We start from the raw sequence: 21,815 nt of genomic DNA, 5'->3' as shown, positions 1-21,815 counted from the left end.
CCCTCAACCCGCCCCCAACGCCACAAACCGCTCGAGATGATGATCCTCATCCCCCAACTGATGATCGATCATCACGAGCCGCTTCGCGTAATGCGCGAGCGGCAGTTCCCACGTCATCCCGATCCCGCCATGCAACTGGATGCACTCCTCGGCGACGAGCGTGCCGATCCGCCCGATGCTGTACTTCGCCGCCGACGCTGCGCGCTCGCGCGCATGACGGTCGCCGTCGAGCGCGGCCGCCGCGTTGATCACCGCCGAGCGCGCCTGTTCGATTTCGAGCAGCAGGTCGGCCATCCGGTGCTGCAACGCCTGGAAGCTACCGATTGGCACACCGAACTGTTTGCGGGTGCGCAGGTAGTCGAGCGTATAGTCCTTGGCGACGTCCATCGCGCCGACCGCTTCCGCGCATAGCGCAAGCACGCCGCAACTGACTGCGTATTCGAGCGTCGCGAAGCCCTGGTCGGCCGGGCCGAGCAGCGCATCGTCGCCTAGCCGGACGTTGTCGAAGCTGACTTCGGCCGCGCGGCCGCCGTCGATCTTGCGATAGCCGCGCACGCCAACTCCCGCGGCATCGCGCGCAACCAGGAACAGCGAAATGCCGGTTTCGTCATCTTCGTCTCCACTGGTGCGCGCCGAGACGAGGAAGTGCGATGCGTGCTCGCCGTGCTGGACCACTGCCTTCGCGCCGTTCAACGTCCAGCCGTTGCCGTCGCGTTGCACCCGGGTCGTCACGCGCGAGAGTTCGTAATGACTATCCGGTTCGCCATGCGCGAGCGCGACGATCCTCGAGCCGTCGATCAGCGACGCCACCAGTGCCTGCTGCGCGTCGCTGCCGCTGCGCGCGAGCGCCCGACCGACGATCAACGTATCGAGAAACGGTTCGACGACGAGACCGCGTCCGAGGCTCTCGAACACAACGGCGATATCGAAGCCGCTGCCGCCGTACCCGCCGCTCGCCTCATCGAATAACGCGCCGATCACGCCGAGCTCCGCAAAGCGCGCCCACAGTTCGGTGCTGAAGCCCTGCGCCGAGCGCGCGATCGCATCGTGCGTCGCAAAGCCGTATTGCTCGCTGACAAAGCGGTTCAGCGTATCCGCCAGCATGCGGCGGTCTTCGGTGTGCTGAAAGTTCATGACGTGCGCCTCTTACAGTCCGAGGATCATTTTGGAAATGATGTTCTTCTGGATTTCGTTCGAGCCGCCGAAGATCGACAGCTTGCGATTGTTGAAGTACAACGACGCGGCGCTCGCCGCTTCGTCGGGTCCGACCGGCACGCCGTCGAAACCTTCGTGCAGCGCTTCCTCGACGAACGGCTGCGCATACGCGCCCATCGCGCGGCGCGTCAGCGACGAGATTTCCTGGCGGATCTCGGTGCCGCGAATCTTCAGCATCGAACTTTCGGCGCCGGGCACGCCGCCGCCCGCGACCGCCGCGATCACGCGCAGGTTGGTGGTCTTCATGTTCTCGAGGTCGATCTCGACGCGCGCCATGCGCGCGGCGAACGCGGGGTCGTCAGCGAGCGGGCGGCCGTTGCGCCGCTGCTTCGCGGCGATCTTGCGCAAGCGGTTGAACGCGGCGACCGAGAAGCCGACGCCCGCGATATTGGTGCGCTCATACGTGAGCAGATATTTCGCGTAGGTCCAGCCCTTGTTCTGTTCGCCGACGAGGTTCTCGACCGGCACGCGCACGTCGGTGAAGAACACTTCGTTGACCTCATGTTCACCGTCGAGCGTGATGATCGGCCGGACTTCGACGCCCGGCGTGTTCATGTCGATCAGCAGAAAGCTGATGCCTTCCTGCTTGCGCACGTCGGTCGCGGTGCGCACGAGGCAGAAGATCATGTTCGCGTAGTGGCCGAGCGTGGTCCACGTCTTCTGGCCGTTGACGATGTAGTGCTCGCCCAGGGCGTCCATGCCGCGCACCGCGGTGGTCTTGACCGATGCGAGATCGGAGCCGGCGCCCGGTTCCGAGTAGCCCTGGCACCACCAGTCCGAGCCGTCGAGAATGCGCGGCAGCCAGTGGCGTTTCTGCTCTTCGTTGCCGTATTTGATCAGCACCGGGCCGAGCATGTTGACGCCGAACGGCACGACGCGCGGCGCGCCGGCCAGCGCGCATTCGTTTTCGAAGATGAATTTTTGCACCGCGTTCCAGCCGGGGCCGCCGTACTCCTTCGGCCAGTGGTTCGCGAGCCAGCCCTGGCGGTGCAGGATCGCGTGCCATTCGGCCATATCGTCGCGTGTCAGACGGCGGCCGCCGTGGACCTTGTCGGCCAGGCGCTGCGGGAGGTGGTCGCGCAGAAACGCCAGCACGTCGGTGCGAAACGCTTCTTCGTCGGGGGTGAAGTTCAGATCCATCGCGGTTATTCCGTGGGAGTTCAGTAGACCGGCGCTCGCAACGCCAAGCGGCGCCGGTCGCGCTGCGGTGAATGACGGCTACGCTTGCGCGGTGCTGTTCAGGCTCGCGAAATCCGCGCCGCGTTCGACCAGTTCGACCAGCAGCGGCGACGGCCGCCAGAACAGCGGATCTTCTTTCGCGAATGCGCGGATGTCCGCGAGTATCGTCGGCAGGCCGACCATGTCCGCGTATTTCATCGGGCCGCCGCGGTAGCGCGGAAAGCCGTAGCCGTACAGGAAGGTGACGTCGACGTCGAGCGGGCGCAGCGCGATGCCTTCGTGCACGACGTTCGCGCCTTCGTTGATCATCGCGGCCATATAGCGGCGGATGATTTCTTCGTCCGTGAAGCTGCGCGGCGTGATGCCGGCGCGTTGGCGTTCGGCGTCGATGATCGCGTCGACCTCGGGGTCCGGCGTGCCGCTGCGCGATCCTTCGGGGTACAGATAAAAGCCGCGGCCGGTCTTCTGGCCGAACCAGCCGCGCTCGCACAGACGATCGGCGATCTGCACGTAGCGCGCGTCCGGATTGCGGGTCGCCGCGCGGCGTTTGCGTGCGGCCCAGCCGATGTCGCCGCCGGCGAGATCGACCACCTGGAACGGGCCCATCGGAAAGCCGAATGCGCGTACCGCCGCGTCGATCTGATAGGGCGACGCGCCGTCTTCCATCAGTGCGTCGGCGGCGGCGCGATACACGGCGAGCACCCGGTTGCCGATGAAGCCGTCGCACACGCCCGCGCGCACCGGCGTTTTGCGCAGCTTCTTCGCGAGCTCGAACGCGGTCGCGACCACGTCCGCGCTGACCTGTTTCGGCACCACCACTTCGAGCAGCTTCATGATGTTGGCCGGCGAAAAGAAGTGCAGGCCGATCACGTCGGCGGGGCGGGAAATACTGGCGGCGATCGCGTCGATGTCGAGATACGACGTGTTGGTCGCGAGCACCGCGCCCGGCTTGCAGACGCGGTCGAGTTCGGCGAACACCGCCTTCTTCACGTCGAGGTCCTCGAATACCGCTTCGATCACGAGGTCGACGTGCGCGAGCGCATCGTACGAGGTGCTGCCGCTCCAGCGCGCCAGCGTCGCGGCTTTCTTCTCCGCGCTCATGCGCCCCTTCGCGATCAGGCCGTCGTAGACCTTTTCGATGTGCGCGCGGCCGCGCGCGAGCGCCGTGTCGTCGCGTTCGATCATCGTCACCGGCAGGCCCGCATCGAGCGCCGCGACCGCGATACCGGCGCCCATCGTGCCGCCGCCGATCACGCCCAGCGAGTTCAGCGCGCGCGGTTTCGCGTCGCGTGTTTCCGGCGCCTTCACCACTTCGCGTTCGGCAAAGAACGCATGGATCAGCCCCGCGCGTTGCGGACTGTCGACGCATTGCAGAAACAGCTTGCGCTCGGTTTTCAGGCCTTCGTCGAAGGATTGTTCGAGCGCGGCTTCGACTGCGTCGACGATCTTCAGCGGCGAGAACAGGCCGCGCGATTTCTTCGCGGTCTGCTCGCGCGCGGCGGCGATCGCGGCCACGCTCGCCGCGCGATCCGCGAGCGCGGCGGCATCGCGTGTGCGTCGTACCGGCGCATGGGCGGCCAGCAGTTCGTGCACGTACGCGAGGCCTTCGGCGAGGATGTCGTCGCTCGTGCCGATGCGATCGATCAGGCCCAGCGCGAGCGCTTCTTTCGCGCTCGCGTGCCGGCCGCTCAGGATCAGATCGAGCGCGGCCTGCGCACCGATCAGACGCGGGGTGCGCTGGGTGCCGCCGGCACCCGGCAGCAGACCGAGCTGCACTTCGGGCAGGCCGAGCTTCGCGCCGTCGACCGCAATCCGGTAATGCGCGGCGAGCGCGACTTCGAGGCCGCCGCCGAGCGCCGCGCCGTGCAGCGCCGCGATCACCGGCTTGCCGCACGCCTCGATGCGGTTGCACACGTCCGGCAGCGCGGGCGCAACCGGCGGCTTGCCGAACTCGCGAATGTCCGCGCCGGCGATGAAGTTGCGCCCCGCGCCGATCAGCAGCACGGCGTCGATCGCGGGCTCGGCATCGGCGGCTTCGATCGCCGCGAGCAGGCCGCGTCGCACGTCGGCCGACAGCGCGTTGACCGGCGGATGGTCGATCGTGACGAGCAGCACCTTGCCGCGCAATTCGCGCGTAACGACGTCGGCTGAAAGGGGAAGGGTCATCGGGGCGTCTCCTGTTGGTTCGATTGGCGAGGGCGCGTGCGTCGGCGGTACATGCAGAAAACGCAAAAAAACGCGAAATCCGCGGAAAAACGCGCGCCCGATGATCCCATTCTGGAGTGGTCAAGGTTCGTTGACAATCACATGGATGATTGACAGACTGTCAAAATTATTTTGACAACGACGCGACGATGGACGTCAATTCCCTGACCTTGCTGGTCGATATCCTCGACGCCGGCAATCTGAGCGAGGCCGCGCGCCGGCTGAAGATGAGCCGCGCGAACGTCAGCTATCACCTGAACCAGCTCGAGCGCTCGGTCGGTCTGCAACTGGTGCGGCGGACCACGCGCCGCGTCGAGCCGACCGAGATCGGGCTGCGGCTCTACGAGCACGGTCGCACCATTCAGAACGCGCTGCTGGCCGCGCGCGAGTCGGTGACCACGCTGGGCCAGAGTCTGCAGGGGCGGGTGCGGCTCAGCGTGCCGAGCGGCTATGGCCAACTGGTGATGTCCGACTGGCTGATCGCGTTCAAGCGGCTGTACCCGGGCATCGTGCTCGATGTGATGTTCGAGAACCGTGTCGAGGATCTGTTGCGCGACGAGGTCGATATCGCGGTGCGGGTGATGTCGGAGCCGCCGCAGAATCTGGTCGCGCGCGATATGGGGCCGGTCCGTTATGTCGCGTGCGCGTCGCAGGAGTTCGCGCAAACGCATGGGATGCCGGTGACGCTCGACGATCTGCGCGCCGCGCCGCTGATCACCGCGGCGGTGATCGGCAAACAGCTGCGGCTCGCCGCCTATCTGCGCGACGAGCGGCACGAGGTACTGCTCGAACCGACGATTATTTCGGAAAACTTTCTATTTTTGCGCCAGGCCGTGCTGGCCGGTCTGGGTGTCGGACTCGTGCCCGACTACGTGGTGCAGGACGTTCTGAAGCGCGGCGAAGTGCTGACCGCGCTCGACGAATGGCGGCTTAGCATCTTCGGTACTCACATGTACATGCTGTATATGCCGAACCGGCATCACACGCGCGCGGCCGCGACGTTCATCGAATTCATTCTCGAGCAGACTCACGCCGCGCAAAACGCGCGAGAACAGTAGCGGTTGCGCGCATAGAGGCGCATCGGTGGTTAGGCACCGAAGCGGCGCACGATCGCCGTCGTGACCATCGGCACGCCGACGCGCAGCAGCTTGCGCACGCCCTCATCGCTACCGACTTTTTCGACCGCGTTGTCGATCATCGTTTGCATCACGTTGGTGGGGTAGAACTCGCGGAACATCCCGTTCGCGCCGGTCTGCTCGAACACGTGATGCAGGAACGAGCCGACCGGCGGGCCGATGCGCTTGAACAGGCCCATTTTGACGACGCGGTTGTTCCACAGATGCAGCGTGTACGCATCGGAACAGAGCGCCGCGCATTCGTCGAAATAGCGCGGCAGGAACGGCTTGTAGTAGTCGTCGAAATGCACCGGATAGAACAGGCTTTCCGGCAGGCCGGCTTTCACGCCGTAGACGGCGGTCAGCAGGCGCGGACCGGTGGCGCCCCATTTGATCTCGGTGCCTTTCATCGCTTCGACGCGCAGGATCAGATCGCTCAGGCGCGGATGATCCGGATCGAGCCGCAACAGCGCGGTGCAGATGCTGGTCGGCGTTTCCCGGCCGATCAAATCGCCTTTGGCGCTGAGGTCGAAATCGCGCAACAGCAGCAGGTCGGTGTCGACCCAGATTTCGTCGGTCTTCGTGAACATCACGAAGCGGAAATAGTCGGTGAAGTGCGCCATCGACGGCACACCGTGAATCGGAAAATCGTTCAGCGAATCGCGCGGCAAAATCGCGCTCGCGTCCTTCGCGATCACGCGCGGCGGCAGATTGGCGATCGGCTCGTAACTGTAGAGCGCGACCTCGCTGCCATACAACGTGAACGAATTCAGACAGGCGATTTCATACGGGGAGAGTTCCGGGCCATGCCAGAACGATGCGAATCTTGCCTTGCTCATAAGCCTTCCGGGAAAAACAATCGAGCGACGCGACGCAACCGGCGCGTTACGTCAACCAGTATCGATGCTAGTCCCGCCTGGAGAACGTCAGATGTAAAGGGCCGGAATTGCACAGGAGTTGTCGCGAATCGTTGAGTCGCGGCGGATCAATAGGCGGATCTGGTCTGGGTTATGTCATATGCGCCAGGTTTGGCGGCACAGGACAGGGGTGTGAAAACACAAAGGCGGGGGGCTTATTCAGAAATGCCCATGCTACGATCACCCACTCACGACGACCAATTAAACGAACATCGGAGACACTGGATGCGCCCGGAGAGTGCCATTCGTTTCGACCAGCAGTTCGCGCCGCGCATCGCCGAAGCGATCGCCGCGTGTTTCGCGAAGACCGTGCATACCGATGTGTTGCCGCACGGCGGCCACGGCGAACCGACGCGGGTGCGCATTCACGCGGCGCCGCTCGATGACCTCGGCCACTATCCGTATCCGTTGAACCTCTATCTGACGTGGGACAGCGACGAAATCGAGCGGCTGATTAACGAGCAGGGCGGCGCGCGCTTCGCCCGCTATCTGGCCGCGCTGCCGCGCAAGCTCAACGCATGGACCCAGGCGCGCGAACTCGATTTCCTCACGCATACGCAGGGCGATCCGATCGCGTTGATCGGGGGCCTCGATTTCGAAGCGTAGCATTCCTCTCGAGTCTGCAATTCGAAGCACAGGTAAATGACGGCCGCTGCGTGCAGACACGCAGCGGCCGTTGCTTTTTCAAACGCGCTTCATGAAAGCGCGCCGAAACGCTTAACCGCCCAACGCCGGATCGCTCATGCTGCTGTTGCCGGTTTCCACGTGGCCGGCAAGGCGTCGCGCGAACGCCGGGTCGGTATCGACGGTGATCGCCAGGTCGTACCAGCCGTGCGCGTTGCGCAGATCGAGGTACAACCCGTCGTGATCGCCGCCGCGCACCGTGTGGCGGATCGGATGCTTCGGATCGTATGCATTGACGATCGTGAACTGGCAACGGGCGCTGCCGACGTTCTCGAGCCGCAGTTGCAGATTGCCGTTCGCGACGTCGTAACCATCGGCGACATCCGGCCGCGCGCTATCGGCGCGATGGCCACCGCCGTGCGCGGCCACCTTGCCGGCGAAGCGGCGCAGGAAGCCGTTCGGACCGTGCACGGTGAAGTCGTAGCTGCCGTCCGCATTGAGCGCCAACGTGTCCTGCAGACGCTTGCCCGCTTCGACCGTATAGCTGAGCGGCGCATTCGCGCTATTGGCCGCATACACGAGGAACACCGCGCCCGCGCTACCGGTATTGATAAAGCGCAGCGTCAGTTTGCCGTTCGCGCCTTCGTCCGCGCGCACGAACAGTTCATAGGGCAACGCGCGCGCGGGACGCACGCCGGCTTCCTGTTTCGGCATCGTTTGCACGGCGGGCGGCTGCGGTTTGTAGTCGTCGTGGCGCTGCTGATCGGCCGGCACGTAGCCGCTCGTGCGCGGCAGCGACGGCACCGCCGCGTTCGGATTCGCGAAGTCGAACGCCGAAGTCAGATCGCCGCACACCGCGCGACGCCACGGCGTGATGTTCGATTCGTCGAGATTGTGATGGACCCCGAAACGTTTTTCGATGAAGCGGATCACCGACGTATGGTCGAACAGTTCCGAGCACACATAGCCGCCTTTCGACCACGGCGACACGACCAGCATCGGCACGCGCGGTCCGAGCCCGTACGGCGCGGCCGCGGTCTTCGCATCGCCCGGATAGATTTCGTGCGTGGTGTCGACAGTCGACAGACCGTTCGCGCTCGACGCGGCCGCGAACGGCGCGGCGACGTGATCGAAGAAGCCGTCGTTTTCGTCGTAGTTGATCAGCAGCACGGTCTTGCTCCACACCTCGGGATTCGACGTGAGGATCTGCAGCACCTGATCGATGTACCACGCGCCGTAGTTGGTCGGCCAGTTCGGATGCTCGGAGTACGCTTCCGGCGCGACGATCCACGACACCTGCGGCAGCGCGTTGTTCTGCACGTCGCGCTTGAGGATGTCGAAATAGCCGTCGCCCTTTGCCGCGTTGGTGCCGGTGCGCGCGTTGTCATACAGCGGATTGCCCGGCTGCGCGTTGCGATACTGGTTGAAGTACAGCAGCGAGTTGTCGCCGTAGTTGCCGATGTACGCGTTCTGCGTCCAGCCCCACGAACCGTTTGCATCGAGGCCGGTGCCGATGTCCTGATAGATCTTCCACGAGATGCCCGCGTTTTGCAGCACTTCCGGGTACGTCGACCAGCCGTAGCCGAGTTCCGAGTTGTCGATCACCGGACCGCCGCCGCTGCCGTCGTTGCCGACCCAGCCGCTCCACATGTAGTAGCGGTTCGGATCGGTCGGCCCCATCAGCGAGCAGTGGTACGCGTCGCAGATGGTGAACGCGTCGGCGAGCTGATAGTGGAACGGCATGTCCTCGCGCGTCAGATAGGCCATCGTCGTCGCGCCTTTTTGCGGCACCCACTGATCGTTGCGTCCGCCGTTGCACGCGGCCTGCGTGCTGCCCCAGTCGTGCGCGAGATCCTGCAGGAATTGCAGGCCGAGGTTCGGCGCGCTCGGGCGAAACGGCAGAACATAGTTCGCGCCGGCGGTATCGGTGGTGAGCGGCTGATACCAGACCGGCTGGCCGTTCGCGAGCTTGATCGCGCGCGTATCGCCGAAGCCGCGCACGCCTTTGAGCGAGCCGAAGTAATGATCGAACGAGCGGTTTTCCTGCATCAGCACGACGATGTGTTCGACGTCGCGGATCGTGCCGGTGCGGTTGTTGGCCGGAATCGCGAGTGCGTTGCGAATGCCGGCGGGCAGCATGCTGAGCGCGGTGAACGAACCGGCGGCTTGCGCGGCCGAGCGTAGAAAATCACGGCGGTTTTTTGAGGTCATGGTGGTGGCGTTGATCTTCGGTGGAAAAAAGGGAGACGACGAGGAAGTACTGCTTGCTGCACGTTCGCGCGCGGACAGGCCGGCCGCCGCGCGAACGCGCCAGATCAATCCACGCTGTGGATTACGGGCGTCGCGAGCGGCGGCGCGGTCGCCGACAGCGCGGTGCCGGCGTCGGACGTGGAAGCCGCTGGGGTCTCGATCGTCAGGATGGCCGGCGCGGGTGCGCCCGGCGATGTGTTGCCCGCTGCGTTGAAGCTGTTGGCGGTGGGATGCTCAGTAGCACTGAGCGTAGGGGTGTCAGCGGCTTTATCGTCGTTGCCGCATCCGGCGACGAGCGCGCACAGCACGCCGATCGTCAGTGCGCACGCCAAACGTTTGCGCGACGGCGCACGGAACGGCTTCGACACGAAGGGCATGGCACTGTCTCCGGCACGGGGAAGGGATGCCTGGGCATCCATGTGCCGAGGTCAGCGATGCGTGAGCATAAGTGCCGAACCGTGTAATTTTTATGAAGAATGCGCAAGAGCCGCGCGGTGGCGTTTATTGCTGTGCGCAGACGAACGCGGCGATCGCGTCGTTGAGGGCGGCGGGTGCATCGCGATGCGGCGAGTGTCCGCACGCATCGAGTTTGACGAGCCGGGCGTGCGGTACGCGCGCGGCGATCGTGTCGATCTGCGCCATCGTCCCGTAGTTGTCGTCGTGGCCCTGGATCGCGAGCAGCGGCCTCTCGATCGGCGCGAGTGCGTCGACGATCGACCACTGCCTGAACGCCGGATCGAGCCAGACGTCGTTCCAGCCGTAGAACGCGGAATCGACGTCCGCGTGATAGCGGGCGAGCTTCGCGCGCAGGTCGGTGGTTTCGTAAAGCTGCTTGGTCTGCGCGATGCTTTCCACCGAGATGTCTTCGACGAACACATGTGGTGCGATCACGACCGCGCCCGCCAGCGCGTGCGGATGGAGCGCCGCGTATAGCAGCGCGATCGAGCCGCCGTCGCTATGGCCGATCACCCACATGCGCCGGCGCTGCTGCGTATCGATCGCGAGCGCGTCGAGCAGCGCGGGAAGAACGTCGCGCGCCTGCGCGGTCATGAAATCGACCGGCCATTTCACGTGCGGCTCGCGTGGCGTCGACAGACCATAGCCGGGCCGCGAATAGACGAGCCCGCGCATACCGAGCTGTTCGCACAAGCGTTGCGGCCAGTCGCGCCACATCGCGATCGAACCCAGACCTTCGTGCAGAAACAGCGCGATCGGCGCATCTTCCGCGGCTTCGTTGACCCAGCGATATTCGATGCGCAGCGGCCCATGCGACGCGCTCGCCGGCAATTCGGCGAAGCGGCTCGCGGCAGAGGGCGCATTCGCGGATGCATTAGCGGGGGCAATGGAAGCGGCCACAGCGGAAGCGGGGTTCTGCATCGATCGATTACCTCATGACAGTTCGCGTAGCTTGAAGCGTTGAATCTTGCCGGTGGCGGTCTTCGGCAGGTCGTCGGCGAACACGATGTCGCGCGGATACTTGTGCGGCGCGAGCCGTCCCTTGACGAAGGCCTTCAGTTCGTCCGCGAGTATCTCAGACGGCGCGAACTCGCGCTTGAGCACGACGAACGCGCGGGTCTTCACGAGGCCGTCGCGCGCAACGCCGACCACCGCCGCTTCGAGCACCGCCGGATGTTCGACCAGCACCATCTCGACTTCGACCGGCGACACGTACTGGCCGCTTACTTTCAGCATGTCGTCGCTGCGGCCCGCGTACACATAGCAGCCGTTCGCGAGGCGCCGGTATTTGTCGCCGCTTCTGATCCATTCGCCGAGAAAGGTCGCGCGGGTTTTCTCGCGATTGTTCCAGTACATCAGCGCGGCGCTCGGCCCCTTGATGAACAGGTCGCCGACTTCGCCGTCGGCCACCGGCTGTCCCGCTTCGTCGCGCAATTCCACTTCGTAGCCCGGCACCGGGCGCCCGGTCGTGCCGTACTCGACTTCGCCCGGCCGATTCGACAGGAAGATGTGCAGCATTTCGGTCGAGCCGATGCCGTCGAGAATCTCGGCGCCGAAGTGCGCGGTGAAGCGCTCGCCGACTTCGCGCGGCAACGCTTCGCCGGCGGATGCGCAGATCCGTATCGCGACGTCCGCGCGCGCCGGCAGATTCGGCGACACCAGCATGTTCGCGTACAGCGTCGGCACGCCGTAAAACACGGTCGGCCGATGCCGGACGAGGCGCGTGAAAATCGCGTCGGCGGTGGGGCGCTCGGCCATCAGGATCGCGGTCGCGCCGACCGACAGCGGAAAGGTCAGCGCATTGCCGAGTCCGTACGCGAAGAACAGTTTCGCCGCCGAAAACACCACGTCGCTTTCGACGATACCGAGCACCGGTTTGCCGTACAACTCGGCGGTCCAGTACAGATTCGCGTGCGTGTGCACGGTGCCTTTCGGTTTGCCGGTCGAGCCCGACGAATACAGCCAGAACGCGATGTCGTCGGCGTTGGTCGGGCTGGCTTTGGGCGCGGGCGGCGCCGCGTCGAGCAGCGTTTCGAAGCGCGGTGCGGCAAGCGCAGAGGTTGCAGCCGCGGCGGTGCCGTACGGTTGCGACACCAGCAACTGGCAACCGTCGTGCTCGACGCTGGCGAGCGCATCGAGCACGTTGGGCAATAAGGGTTCCGAAACGATCGCCGCGCGTGCATGGCTGTGCGTCAGCATGTACGCGTAGTCGGCGGCGCCCAGCAGCGTGTTGGCGACGACCGGCACGATGCCCGCGTACAGCGCGCCGAGAAACGCGACCGGCAGCGACACGGTATCGAGCATCACCAGCAGCACGCGCTCCTCGGGGTGCACGCCGAGTGCCCGCAGCGCGCTGGCGCAGCGTCGCGCGCGTTGTTCGAGTTCTCCATAAGTCAGCGCGCCGTGATCGTCGAGATAGGCGGGCTTGCTCGCGCGCGCCTCGTTCAGCTGGAACAGATGCGCGGCGAAGTTGAACGACGGCGGCGGCGCGACCGGCTGCGGCTCGGCCTTTTCCAGCAGGGCTTCCATATGTCTCCTCCATCCGTGGGGCGCGGTCCGGCTGTTATGTGCTCGTGATCCGCTCGCTGCGAATTGCTCGGGTGATGTGGTCTGGGCTGCGAACTGTTCGCGTGGCGTGGCGTGGTGTGCGCGGCGCGCCGCTCACGCGCGCGTGAATTCGATCGCGCCTTGCGGCAGCAGATACAGCACCAGCGCCTGGCCGTTGGCGACCGTCGGCCGATGCGCGGAGCCGGGCCCGTACACGCACCAGCCGGCCGGGTGGCCATCGAACGTCGCGCCTTCGGTGAGCGGCATGATCAGGTCGATTTCGCCGTGCGGATGGACGTGGTGCGGACCGGCGATGTCCTGCATGTCGACGACGTCGACCGAAAAGCCGTGGGTCTCGGGCAGCGCCTTGAACACGCGGCCGTAGCGGATGCCGCCGCCTTCGCGGTTGCACATCCAGCCGCTGGCGATGCCGCTGCGGCACGCGCTGGCCAGTTGCTGGAAAGTCGGGCTGTCGGCGGGCCAGGTGTCGTTCAGCCACGCGGCGAGCCCGGCGTCGAGCGGCCGCCCGGCCAGTTGCCCGGTCACGCCTGCGATCAGGTGCTGGAAATCCTGTGGGGACATGCGAGCCTCCAGATGCGCGCGAGCGCGGGGTACGTGCCCCGTGCACCGGCACTTTCGTGCAGGCGTGCTGCCGCGCGGTCTCCATGACGCAGCCGGGCTTGCTCGGCTGCGCGCGATTGTTTGTTTGAATCTGCGTTTGGCGAAAATTAAACCGTTCACTTGCCGCCTGTCAAGCACTATAGTACATGCGTCAAAGTCGGGAGGTCGCCGAACATGAATCAAAAGTACTCTCCGGGAAAGCCCTCATCCGCGGAGGTCGATGATGCCGACCCGGGCCGCGTCGAGCACGGCGCGCAGCGAGATGAGCGCGAGGAGCGCGACCCGTTTCTGACCGCGATGGGCGAGCGCGTGCGCCTGCTGCGCGCGCGCCGCGGCATGACGCGCAAGACGCTGGCCGTCGAAACCGGTCTGTCCGAGCGGCATCTGGCGAATCTGGAGTCGGGGCTCGGCAATGCATCGGTGCTGGTGCTGCGCCAGCTTGCGGCGACGCTGAACTGTTCGTTGGCCGAAATAATCGGCGACGAAACCACTGCGTCGGCCGAATGGCTGCTGATCCGCGAACTGCTGCAGGGTCGCGACCAGGCGGCGCTGCAACGCGCGCGTGTCGCGCTGGCGCGGATGTTCGCGCAGGCGCCATGCGATCCGCGCCGCAACGAGCGCATCGCGCTGATCGGTCTGCGCGGCGCCGGCAAATCGACGCTCGGGCGGATGCTCGCGCAGGAGCACAAGGTGCCGTTTATCGAGCTGACGCGGGTGATCGAGCAACTGGCCGGTTGCTCGCCGGCGGAAATTCATTCGTTGTACGGAGCGAGTGCGTACCGGCGCTACGAGCAGCGCGCGCTCGACGCGGTGATCCATGAACACGAGCGCGCGGTGATCGCGTCGCCGGGCGGGCTGGTGTCCGAGGCGGGCACCTTCAACACGCTGCTGTCGCATTGCTTCACCGTGTGGTTGCAGGCGACGCCCGACGAACATATGCGCCGCGTCGTCGCGCAAGGCGATCTGCGGCCGATGTCGGGCAATCACGAGGCGATGGACGATCTCAAGCGCATCCTCGCCGGGCGCGCCGAACTGTACGCGCGTGCCGACCTCGTGTTCGACACCAGTGAACAGACGCTGGCTGACGCCTATCTGCAGTTGCGCGACCGGCTCGCCGCGCGGCTCGCGGCGTCGCCGATGCCGGTCGCGGACGACGCACGGGTGAACTGACAGCGGGGTGGGTGCGTCAGGGTTTGCCCGTAAAAATGCACTAAAGTGCTTTACTGGTTAAATTCAGTGCACTATTGTTCAAAAAAATTGCCTCGCATCGCTAGTCAGGAGACGCCCCATGTCCGCAGTCCAGCCCGCCGTCGCCCCGGTCGACTACCGCACCGACCCGTCGCAGTACCAGCACTGGAAGCTCAGTTTTAACGGCCCGGTCGCGACGCTCGGCATCGACATCGCCGAGGACCGCGGTATCCGCGACGGCTACAAGCTGAAGCTCAATTCGTACGATCTCGGCGTCGATATCGAGCTGCACGACGCGCTGCAACGGATCCGCTTCGAGCATCCGGAAGTGCGGACCGTGGTGGTGACGAGCCTGAAGGACCGGGTGTTCTGCTCGGGCGCGAACATCTTCATGCTCGGTTTGTCGTCGCACGCGTGGAAAGTCAACTTCTGCAAGTTCACCAACGAGACCCGCAACGGCCTCGAAGATTCGTCGCGTCATTCCGGGCTGAAATTTCTCGCCGCGGTGAACGGTTCGTGCGCGGGCGGCGGCTACGAACTCGCGCTCGCTTGCGACGAAATCTATCTGATCGACGACCGTTCGTCGTCCGTATCGTTGCCTGAAGTGCCGCTGCTCGGCGTGCTGCCCGGCACCGGCGGTCTCACTCGGGTGACCGACAAGCGCCACGTGCGCCACGATCGCGCGGATATCTTCTGCACGGTGGTCGAAGGCGTGCGCGGCGAGCGTGCGAAGGCGTGGCGTCTCGTCGATGAAGTCGTGAAGCCGAACCGGTTCGAGCAGGCGATTCAGGCACGCGCGCTCGAACTGGCCGCGCAAAGCGACCGGCCCGCCGATGCGCAAGGCGTCGCGCTCACGCGCATCGAACGCAGCGAGCGTGAGAACGGCCTGAGCTATTCAACCGTCGACGTGACGATCGATCGCGCGAAACGCGTCGCGACCTTCACCGCGCGCGCGCCGCAGGTCGCACCGCCTGCCGGCATCGACGCGATCGTCGCGGCCGGCGCGAACTGGTGGCCACTGCAGTTCGCGCGCGAACTCGACGACGCGATCCTGTCGATGCGCACCAACGAACTCGACATTGGCACCTGGGTGTTCAAGACCAGCGGCGACGCGGGCCATCTACTCGCGGCCGACGCGACGCTGCTGGAGCACAAGGATCACTGGTTCGTGCGCGAGACGATCGGCATGCTGCGCCGCACGCTCGCGCGTATCGACGTGTCGTCGCGCTCGCTGTTCGCGCTGATCGAACCGGGTTCGTGTTTCGCCGGCACGTTCGCCGAGATCGCGTTCGCCGCCGATCGCAGCTACATGGCCGCGCTCCCGGACCACGAGGACGACGAGCCGGCGTTGACGCTGTCGGAAGTCAACTTCGGTCTGTATCCGCTGGTTACGCATCAGTCGCGGCTCGCGCGGCGCTTTTACGAGGAGTCCGAACCGCTCGACGCGGTGCGCGCGCAACTCGGCCAGCCGCTCAGGCCGCTCGACGCCGAGCGCCTCGGTCTCGTCACCGCGGCGCCGGACGATATCGACTGGGCCGACGAAATCCGCATCGCGCTCGAGGAGCGCGCGGCGATGTCGCCGGATGCGCTGACCGGGCTCGAAGCGAATCTGCGCTTCAACGGACCGGAGACGATGGAGACGCGCATTTTCGGACGTCTCACCGCCTGGCAGAACTGGATTTTCAACCGGCCGAACGCGGTGGGCGAGAAGGGCGCGCTCAAGGTGTACGGCAAGGGCAGCAAAGCGCAATTCGATGTGTCGCGCGTCTGATTAAACGGTCCGAGGCCGGATGCGCGTGCAGGATGCGAGCAGCCTGCCGAACCGGCACAACCCGGACCGAAACCCGAAGCACACCTGAACACGCCGCCCGCCGCCACGCGCCTCTCGCCACGGCGGCTTTCGCACAGGAAACCGACCCATGTCCACGATCAACTACAGCGAAAAGATTCCGAACAACGTCAACCTGGCCGACGACCGCGCACTGCAACGCGCGCTCGAACAGTGGCAACCGAACTTTCTGTCGTGGTGGGGCGATATGGGCCCGGAAGGCTCGCACGGCTACGACGTGTATCTGCGCACCGCGACCAGCGTCGACGCCGGCGGCTGGGCGCATTTCGACTACGTGAAAATGCCCGAGTATCGTTGGGGCATTTTTCTCACGCCGGGCGACCAGGAGCGCAAGATCCATTTCGGCGAGCACAAGGGCGAAGCCGCGTGGCAGGACGTGCCGGGCGAGCATCGCGCGAATCTGCGCCGCATCATCGTCACGCAGGGCGACACCGAGCCGGCGTCCGTCGAGCAGCAGCGCCACCTCGGGCTCACCGCGCCGTCGCTGTACGATCTGCGCAACCTGTTCCAGGTCAATGTCGAGGAAGGCCGCCATCTGTGGGCGATGGTCTATCTGCTGCATCGCTATTTCGGCCGCGACGGTCGTGAGGAAGCCGAAGCATTGCTCGGCCGCCGTTCGGGCGACGACGACAATCCGCGCATTCTCGGCGCATTCAACGAGAAAACGCCGGACTGGCTCGCGTTTTACATGTTCACGTACTTCACCGACCGCGACGGCAAGTTCCAGCTGTCGGCGCTTGCCGAGTCAGGCTTCGATCCGCTCGCGCGTACCACGAAGTTCATGCTGACCGAGGAAGCGCATCATATGTTCGTCGGCGAATCGGGCGTGTCGCGCGTGATCCAGCGCACCGCGCAGGTGATGAACAAGCTCGGCACCGACGACGTCGCGAAGCTGCGCGCGGCCGGCGTGATCGATCTGCCGACGATCCAGCGCTATCTGAACTTCCACTACTCGGTGACGATCGACCTGTTCGGCGCCGATCATTCGTCGAATGCGGCGACGTTCTACAGTTCGGGCCTGAAGGGCCGCTACGAGGAAGGCAAGCGCGACGACGATCATCGACTGAACGAGCACAGCTACAAGCTGCTCGACGTGCAGGACGGCAAGCTGGTCGAGCGCGAGGTGCCGATGCTCAACGCGATGAACGAAGTGCTGCGCGACGACTACATCAAGGATTCGGTGGCCGGCGTCGGCCGCTGGAACAAGGTGCTGGAAAAGGCCGGCATCGATTTCCGCATGACGGTGCCGCACAAGGCGTTCAACCGGCAGATCGGCACCTTCGCGGGCACGCGCGTGTCACCCGACGGCCGCGTGCTCAGCGAGACCGAATGGGCCGCGAACGAGGCAAAGTGGCTCGCGACGCCGGAGGACCGCGCGTTCGTCGCGTCGCTGATGGGGCGCGTCGCCGAGCCGGGCAAGTTCGCGAACTGGATCGCGCCGCCGGCAATGGGCGTGAACCGCCAACCGGTCGATTTCGAATACGTGCGCTTCAACTGACGCGCGCGACCTGTCTTTGCAGTCGGAGGAAGTCATGAACGGCCCAGTGTCGATCGAAGTTCTGCGGCAGCATCTGATCGATCCGGAAATCTGCATTCGCTGCAACACCTGCGAAGAGACCTGTCCGATCGACGCGATCACGCACGACGACAACAACTACGTGGTCAGGGCGGATATCTGCAACGGCTGCATGGCCTGCGTGCCGCCGTGCCCGACCGGCGCGATCGACAACTGGCGCACCGTGCTGAAGGCCGACGCGTATTCGATCGACGAGCAATTCAAGTGGGACGTGCTGCCCGAACAGACCACGATGGCGGTGCCGCCGGCGGACGCGGCCGCGCCCGCCCAGGGCGACAGCACCGACGAAGCGGACGGCATCGAAGTCGACACGGTGCGCGGCGCGCTGGTGCCGCCGTGGTCGGCCGCGAAGCCGTACGTGAATCTGTACACGCACAAGAGCCCGACCAGCGCGACCGTGGTCGGCAACTACCGGCTGACCGATGCGGCTACTTCTAGCGATATCCATCACATCGTGCTCGATTTCGGCGCGATGCCGTTTCCGGTGCTCGAAGGGCAATCGATCGGCATTCTGCCGCCGGGCGCGAGCGCCGACGGCCGTGTGCATCATGCGCGCCAGTACTCGATCGCGAGCCCGCGCGACGGCGAGCGGCCCGGCTACAACAACGTGTCGCTGACGGTCAAACGGGTCGCGCAGCAGCACGGCGATGCGGTCGACGGCGTCTGCTCGAACTATCTGTGCGATCTGAAAAAGGGCGACACGGTCAGCGTGATCGGGCCGTTCGGCAGCACGTTTCTGATGCCTAATCATCCGAACTCGCATCTGCTGATGATCTGTACCGGCACCGGCTCCGCGCCGATGCGGGCAATGACCGAGTATCGCCGGCGCAAACGCCTGAAAGGCGCGACCGGCAAGCTGATGCTGTTTTTCGGCGCGCGCACCAAGGAGGAGCTGCCTTACTTCGGACCGCTGACGAATCTGCCGAAGGATTTCATCGACACCACGCTGGCGTTCTCGCGCACGGCCGGACAGGCGAAACGCTACGTGCAGGACGCGATGCGCGAGCGCGCGGCCGACGTCGCGAGTCTGCTGAAGGACGACAACACCTATATCTACGTGTGCGGTCTGAAGGGGATGGAGGACGGCGTGTTGCAGGCGCTGCGGGAGATCGCCGAACAGCAGCAGCTCGACTGGGACGCGCTGTGGGCGAAACTGAAGCGGGAAGGGCGCCTGCATCTGGAGACTTACTGAGCGGCGCGCGCCCGCGCGCTTCGCGTGGCTGCCGCGCTCCGCTTTGAAAAAGGTGGACGGTTTGCTACAGTCGGCCCACGTTGCGCCGTGCCCCGCAAGCGGCCGGCGCCGCAGCCGCTCACAGGTCGCCACCCCACGGAGTCATCGGATGAAGCCGCTTCGTTCCCTCGCGCTGGTCGCGTTGTTGCAGATCGCGCTCGCGCCGCCGGCGCACGCCGACGATCTCGCGCGGATCAAGGCCGCCGGCGTGCTGCGCATCGGCACCGAGGGCACCTACGCGCCGTTCAGCTATCACGACGAAACGGGCCGGCTAACCGGCTTCGACGTCGAACTCGGCAGCGCGATCGCGCAGCGGCTCGGCGTCGACGCGCAATTCATCGAGGGCAAATGGGACGGCATGATCGGCGGGCTCGACATGAACCGTTACGACGCGGTGATCAACGAAGTCGCGATCACCGACGAACGCAAGCTCAAATACGACTACTCGACGCCGTACATCACGTCGCATTCGGTGCTGATCGTCGCGTCGGACAACACCAGCATCCGCTCGTTCGACGACCTGAAAGGCCGTAAATCGGCCAACACGCTGAGCAGCGCGGTCGGCCGGATCGCGGCCGGGTATGGCGCGCAGGTGATTCCGGCGGCGGGTTTCGAAGACTCGATCGATCTCGTCATCGCGGGCCGCGTCGATGCGACGGTCAACGATTCGCTGTCGTTTCTCGATTACCGCAAGCGCCGGCCGGATGCCAAAGTAAAGGTCGTCGCGGTCGATCATTCGGCCGGCAGCGGGGACCGCGCCGGGGTGCTGATCCGCAAGGGCAGCCCGAAACTGCGCGCGGCGCTCGACGACGCGCTCGCGAGCCTGCGCAAAGACGGCACCTATCTGCGGATTTCGCAGAAGTACTTCGGCCGCGACGTCTATCAATGAATCGGCGCGTGATAAATCGCCAATAAAAAAGAGGGGGCGTGAAAACGCCCCCTCTGTCATTAGCGCGCCGTCTATCCGGCGCGCCGCTTCTTCTATCTCAGGTCCGAAGAACTCAGACCGTCGCGTCGCTCAGCGACGCGTCGAAGAAACGCTCCTGCGCATCCGCGCTCACGCGGGCATACGCACGGTTCACGCCGCTGATCACCGCGCGGATCGACGCGGTCACCAGGTTCGCATCGACACCGACGCCGAACGCGCTGCCCGACACATCCGCGCCGGCCATTTCGGCGATCGCGATCGCGCGGGCGTCCGCGCCCTGCGTGAGTGCGCGCTCTTCGTAGTGCTGAATGCGCACCGGCACGTCGAACGCATGCATCAGCGCGTCGAGCGGACCGTTGCCGGCGCCCGCCAGCACGCGCGGCGTGCCGTTGATTTCGACGTTCAGCTTGATGTGCTCGCGGCCGTCCTGCTCGGACAGGCTGTGGCTAATGTAACGGACCGGCTCGGCGGCATGCACGTATTCCTGCTGGAACAGTTCCCAGATCTGCGCGGGCGTGACTTCCTGGCCGCTGTCGTCGGTGTAGCGCTGCACGGCCGAGCTGAAGTCGACCTGCAGACGGCGCGGCAACACCACGCCGTAGCTCTGCTCGAGCAGATACGCGATGCCGCCCTTGCCCGACTGGCTGTTCACGCGGATCACCGAATCGTAGGTGCGGCCGAGGTCGCTCGGATCGATCGGCATGTACGGCACTTCCCAGATCGCGTCCGGCTTCTGCGCGGCGAAGCCCTTCTTGATCGCGTCCTGGTGCGAGCCCGAGAACGCGGTGAACACCAGATCGCCGACATACGGATGACGCGGATGCACCGGCAACTGCGTGCATTCCTCGGCGGTGCGGGCGACTTCGTTGATGTTCGAGAAATCGAGTTCCGGGTCGACGCCCTGGGTGTACAGGTTCAACGCGAGCGTGACGAGGTCGACGTTGCCGGTGCGCTCGCCGTTGCCGAACAGGCAGCCTTCGATACGATCGGCGCCGGCCATCACCGCGAGTTCGGCGGCGGCGACCGCGGTGCCGCGGTCGTTATGCGGGTGAACCGACACGATCAGCGAATCGCGGCGCTTGAGGTTGCGGTGCATCCATTCGACCTGGTCCGCGTAGACGTTCGGCGTGGCCATTTCGACGGTGGCCGGCAGGTTGACGATCGCCTTGTGCTGCGGCGTCGGTTCCCAGATGTCGAACACCGCGTCGCAGACTTCCTTCGCGAATTCGAGTTCGGTGCCGCTGAACACTTCCGGGCTGTATTGCAGCGTGAAGTGGGTGTCCGGCTGCGCGTCGGCGAGGCGCTTCATCGTGCGCGCGGCCTTCTGCGCGAGTTCGATCACGCCGCTCTTTTCGAGGCCGAACACGATCTTGCGGAATTCCGGCGCGGTCGCGTTGTACAGGTGGACGATCGCGCGCGGGGCGCCGCGCAACGATTCGAAGGTGCGCTCGATCAGATCGTCGCGTGCCTGGGTGAGCACTTCGATCGTCACGTCGTCGGGGATATGGCCGCCCTCGATCAGCTCGCGCACGAAGTTGAAATCGGTCTGCGATGCCGACGGAAACGCGACTTCGATTTCCTTGAAGCCGATCTGCACCAGCGTCTTGAACATGCGCATCTTGCGCTCGGCGTTCATCGGCTCGAACAGCGCCTGGTTGCCGTCGCGCAGGTCGGTACTCATCCAGATCGGCGCGCGCGTGATGGTGCGCGACGGCCACTGGCGGTCCGTCAAATTGATGGGCTTGAACGAGCGGTACTTGGTAGCAGGGTTTTTCAACATTTTCATCATCCGAGGGAGAGACCGGGGGAGCAGGTGTCGACCGGACGACGAAAACGCGAAACTGGGCCGCCGGTCGGAAACCGGGGCTGGGTCAGTTACTGGGGATTCAAGCGATGCTTCGGTGGATCAGAGAG

General features: G+C 65.1%; 17 protein-coding genes. 7 read left to right on the top strand and 10 right to left on the bottom strand.

From position 1 onward, the window contains the following. Positions 1–3: 3 nt before the first annotated feature. The 3 genes from BTH42_RS17270 to BTH42_RS17260 all read right to left on the bottom strand — a co-directional run bounded on the left by BTH42_RS17270 (position 4) and on the right by BTH42_RS17260 (position 4,560). Positions 4–1,134, bottom strand: coding sequence for an acyl-CoA dehydrogenase family protein (locus BTH42_RS17270; RefSeq protein ID WP_075301541.1), 1,131 nt, complete (start codon positions 1,132–1,134; stop codon positions 4–6). Between the two features lie 12 nt (positions 1,135–1,146). Next, a complete protein-coding gene (locus BTH42_RS17265) occupies positions 1,147–2,355 on the bottom strand; it encodes an acyl-CoA dehydrogenase family protein (RefSeq protein ID WP_075301539.1) in 1,209 nt (402 codons plus the stop codon). Positions 2,356–2,433: 78 nt separating this feature from the next. After that, positions 2,434–4,560 (bottom strand): 3-hydroxyacyl-CoA dehydrogenase NAD-binding domain-containing protein, encoded by a 2,127-nt coding sequence (locus tag BTH42_RS17260; RefSeq protein WP_075301537.1) that lies wholly within the window; start codon positions 4,558–4,560, stop codon positions 2,434–2,436. Between the two features lie 188 nt (positions 4,561–4,748). Between BTH42_RS17260 and BTH42_RS17255 the strand changes: the two genes are divergently transcribed. After that, complete coding sequence (locus tag BTH42_RS17255; protein WP_075301535.1) at positions 4,749–5,657, top strand: LysR family transcriptional regulator; 909 nt, start codon at positions 4,749–4,751, stop codon at positions 5,655–5,657. Between the two features lie 29 nt (positions 5,658–5,686). On the opposite strand, the gene BTH42_RS17250 is transcribed toward BTH42_RS17255, so the two are convergent. Next, complete coding sequence (locus BTH42_RS17250) at positions 5,687–6,553, bottom strand: hypothetical protein (RefSeq protein WP_075301533.1); 867 nt, start codon at positions 6,551–6,553, stop codon at positions 5,687–5,689. Between the two features lie 303 nt (positions 6,554–6,856). On the opposite strand from BTH42_RS17250, the gene BTH42_RS17245 reads away from it, so the two are divergent. Further along, a complete protein-coding gene (locus tag BTH42_RS17245) occupies positions 6,857–7,237 on the top strand; it encodes a DUF5594 family protein (protein WP_075301531.1) in 381 nt (126 codons plus the stop codon). A gap of 111 nt (positions 7,238–7,348) precedes the next feature. On the opposite strand, the gene BTH42_RS17240 is transcribed toward BTH42_RS17245, so the two are convergent. The 5 genes from BTH42_RS17240 to BTH42_RS17220 form a co-directional block, all read right to left on the bottom strand. Beyond that, positions 7,349–9,466 carry a phosphocholine-specific phospholipase C gene (locus BTH42_RS17240; protein WP_075301529.1) on the bottom strand — a complete coding sequence of 706 codons (2,118 nt, stop codon included), beginning with the start codon at positions 9,464–9,466 and terminating at the stop codon, positions 7,349–7,351. Between the two features lie 104 nt (positions 9,467–9,570). Beyond that, positions 9,571–9,882, bottom strand: coding sequence for a hypothetical protein (locus BTH42_RS17235; RefSeq protein ID WP_075301527.1), 312 nt, complete (start codon positions 9,880–9,882; stop codon positions 9,571–9,573). A 124-nt stretch (positions 9,883–10,006) separates the two neighbouring features. Continuing rightward, positions 10,007–10,882: an alpha/beta fold hydrolase gene (locus BTH42_RS17230; protein ID WP_075301525.1), complete on the bottom strand. Its 876-nt coding sequence runs from the start codon at positions 10,880–10,882 to the stop codon at positions 10,007–10,009. Between the two features lie 12 nt (positions 10,883–10,894). Further along, positions 10,895–12,490 (bottom strand): benzoate-CoA ligase family protein, encoded by a 1,596-nt coding sequence (locus BTH42_RS17225; RefSeq protein ID WP_075301523.1) that lies wholly within the window; start codon positions 12,488–12,490, stop codon positions 10,895–10,897. 132 nt (positions 12,491–12,622) lie between these two features. Next, positions 12,623–13,090: a DUF4863 family protein gene (locus BTH42_RS17220; protein WP_075301521.1), complete on the bottom strand. Its 468-nt coding sequence runs from the start codon at positions 13,088–13,090 to the stop codon at positions 12,623–12,625. A gap of 213 nt (positions 13,091–13,303) precedes the next feature. Here BTH42_RS17220 and BTH42_RS17215 point away from each other — a divergent pair, with 213 nt between their 5' ends. The 5 genes from BTH42_RS17215 to BTH42_RS17195 all read left to right on the top strand — a co-directional run bounded on the left by BTH42_RS17215 (position 13,304) and on the right by BTH42_RS17195 (position 19,862). Further along, a complete protein-coding gene (locus tag BTH42_RS17215) occupies positions 13,304–14,299 on the top strand; it encodes a helix-turn-helix transcriptional regulator (protein WP_075301519.1) in 996 nt (331 codons plus the stop codon). Between the two features lie 118 nt (positions 14,300–14,417). After that, positions 14,418–16,088, top strand: a complete 1,671-nt coding sequence (boxC, locus tag BTH42_RS17210; protein ID WP_075301517.1) for a 2,3-epoxybenzoyl-CoA dihydrolase — start codon at positions 14,418–14,420, stop codon at positions 16,086–16,088. Positions 16,089–16,236: 148 nt separating this feature from the next. Then, positions 16,237–17,664: a benzoyl-CoA 2,3-epoxidase subunit BoxB gene (gene boxB, locus BTH42_RS17205; protein ID WP_075301515.1), complete on the top strand. Its 1,428-nt coding sequence runs from the start codon at positions 16,237–16,239 to the stop codon at positions 17,662–17,664. A gap of 34 nt (positions 17,665–17,698) precedes the next feature. After that, a complete protein-coding gene (boxA, locus tag BTH42_RS17200) occupies positions 17,699–18,934 on the top strand; it encodes a benzoyl-CoA 2,3-epoxidase subunit BoxA (RefSeq protein ID WP_075301513.1) in 1,236 nt (411 codons plus the stop codon). A 148-nt stretch (positions 18,935–19,082) separates the two neighbouring features. Beyond that, positions 19,083–19,862, top strand: coding sequence for an amino acid ABC transporter substrate-binding protein (locus BTH42_RS17195; protein WP_075301511.1), 780 nt, complete (start codon positions 19,083–19,085; stop codon positions 19,860–19,862). 112 nt (positions 19,863–19,974) lie between these two features. On the opposite strand, the gene leuA is transcribed toward BTH42_RS17195, so the two are convergent. Beyond that, entirely contained in the window at positions 19,975–21,681 is a 1,707-nt protein-coding gene (gene leuA, locus BTH42_RS17190) for a 2-isopropylmalate synthase (RefSeq protein ID WP_075301509.1), read from the bottom strand. Positions 21,682–21,815 lie beyond the last annotated feature (134 nt).

The organism is Burkholderia sp. SRS-W-2-2016, from assembly GCF_001931485.1.
Lineage (GTDB): Bacteria > Pseudomonadota > Gammaproteobacteria > Burkholderiales > Burkholderiaceae > Paraburkholderia.
This window is presented reverse-complemented; position numbering and strand designations above follow the sequence as displayed.

Bases quoted from the DNA above. Each gene is read 5' to 3' on its own strand.
- BTH42_RS17270 (WP_075301541.1), bottom strand. From the start codon at position 1,134: ATGAACTTTCAGCACACCGAAGACCGCCGCATGCTGGCGGATACGCTG.
- BTH42_RS17265 (WP_075301539.1), bottom strand. From the start codon at position 2,355: ATGGATCTGAACTTCACCCCCGACGAAGAAGCGTTTCGCACCGACGTG.
- BTH42_RS17260 (WP_075301537.1), bottom strand. From the start codon at position 4,560: ATGACCCTTCCCCTTTCAGCCGACGTCGTTACGCGCGAATTGCGCGGC.
- BTH42_RS17255 (WP_075301535.1), top strand. From the start codon at position 4,749: ATGGACGTCAATTCCCTGACCTTGCTGGTCGATATCCTCGACGCCGGC.
- BTH42_RS17250 (WP_075301533.1), bottom strand. From the start codon at position 6,553: ATGAGCAAGGCAAGATTCGCATCGTTCTGGCATGGCCCGGAACTCTCC.
- BTH42_RS17245 (WP_075301531.1), top strand. From the start codon at position 6,857: ATGCGCCCGGAGAGTGCCATTCGTTTCGACCAGCAGTTCGCGCCGCGC.
- BTH42_RS17240 (WP_075301529.1), bottom strand. From the start codon at position 9,466: ATGACCTCAAAAAACCGCCGTGATTTTCTACGCTCGGCCGCGCAAGCC.
- BTH42_RS17235 (WP_075301527.1), bottom strand. From the start codon at position 9,882: ATGCCCTTCGTGTCGAAGCCGTTCCGTGCGCCGTCGCGCAAACGTTTG.
- BTH42_RS17230 (WP_075301525.1), bottom strand. From the start codon at position 10,882: ATGCAGAACCCCGCTTCCGCTGTGGCCGCTTCCATTGCCCCCGCTAAT.
- BTH42_RS17225 (WP_075301523.1), bottom strand. From the start codon at position 12,490: ATGGAAGCCCTGCTGGAAAAGGCCGAGCCGCAGCCGGTCGCGCCGCCG.
- BTH42_RS17220 (WP_075301521.1), bottom strand. From the start codon at position 13,090: ATGTCCCCACAGGATTTCCAGCACCTGATCGCAGGCGTGACCGGGCAA.
- BTH42_RS17215 (WP_075301519.1), top strand. From the start codon at position 13,304: ATGAATCAAAAGTACTCTCCGGGAAAGCCCTCATCCGCGGAGGTCGAT.
- boxC (WP_075301517.1), top strand. From the start codon at position 14,418: ATGTCCGCAGTCCAGCCCGCCGTCGCCCCGGTCGACTACCGCACCGAC.
- boxB (WP_075301515.1), top strand. From the start codon at position 16,237: ATGTCCACGATCAACTACAGCGAAAAGATTCCGAACAACGTCAACCTG.
- boxA (WP_075301513.1), top strand. From the start codon at position 17,699: ATGAACGGCCCAGTGTCGATCGAAGTTCTGCGGCAGCATCTGATCGAT.
- BTH42_RS17195 (WP_075301511.1), top strand. From the start codon at position 19,083: ATGAAGCCGCTTCGTTCCCTCGCGCTGGTCGCGTTGTTGCAGATCGCG.
- leuA (WP_075301509.1), bottom strand. From the start codon at position 21,681: ATGTTGAAAAACCCTGCTACCAAGTACCGCTCGTTCAAGCCCATCAAT.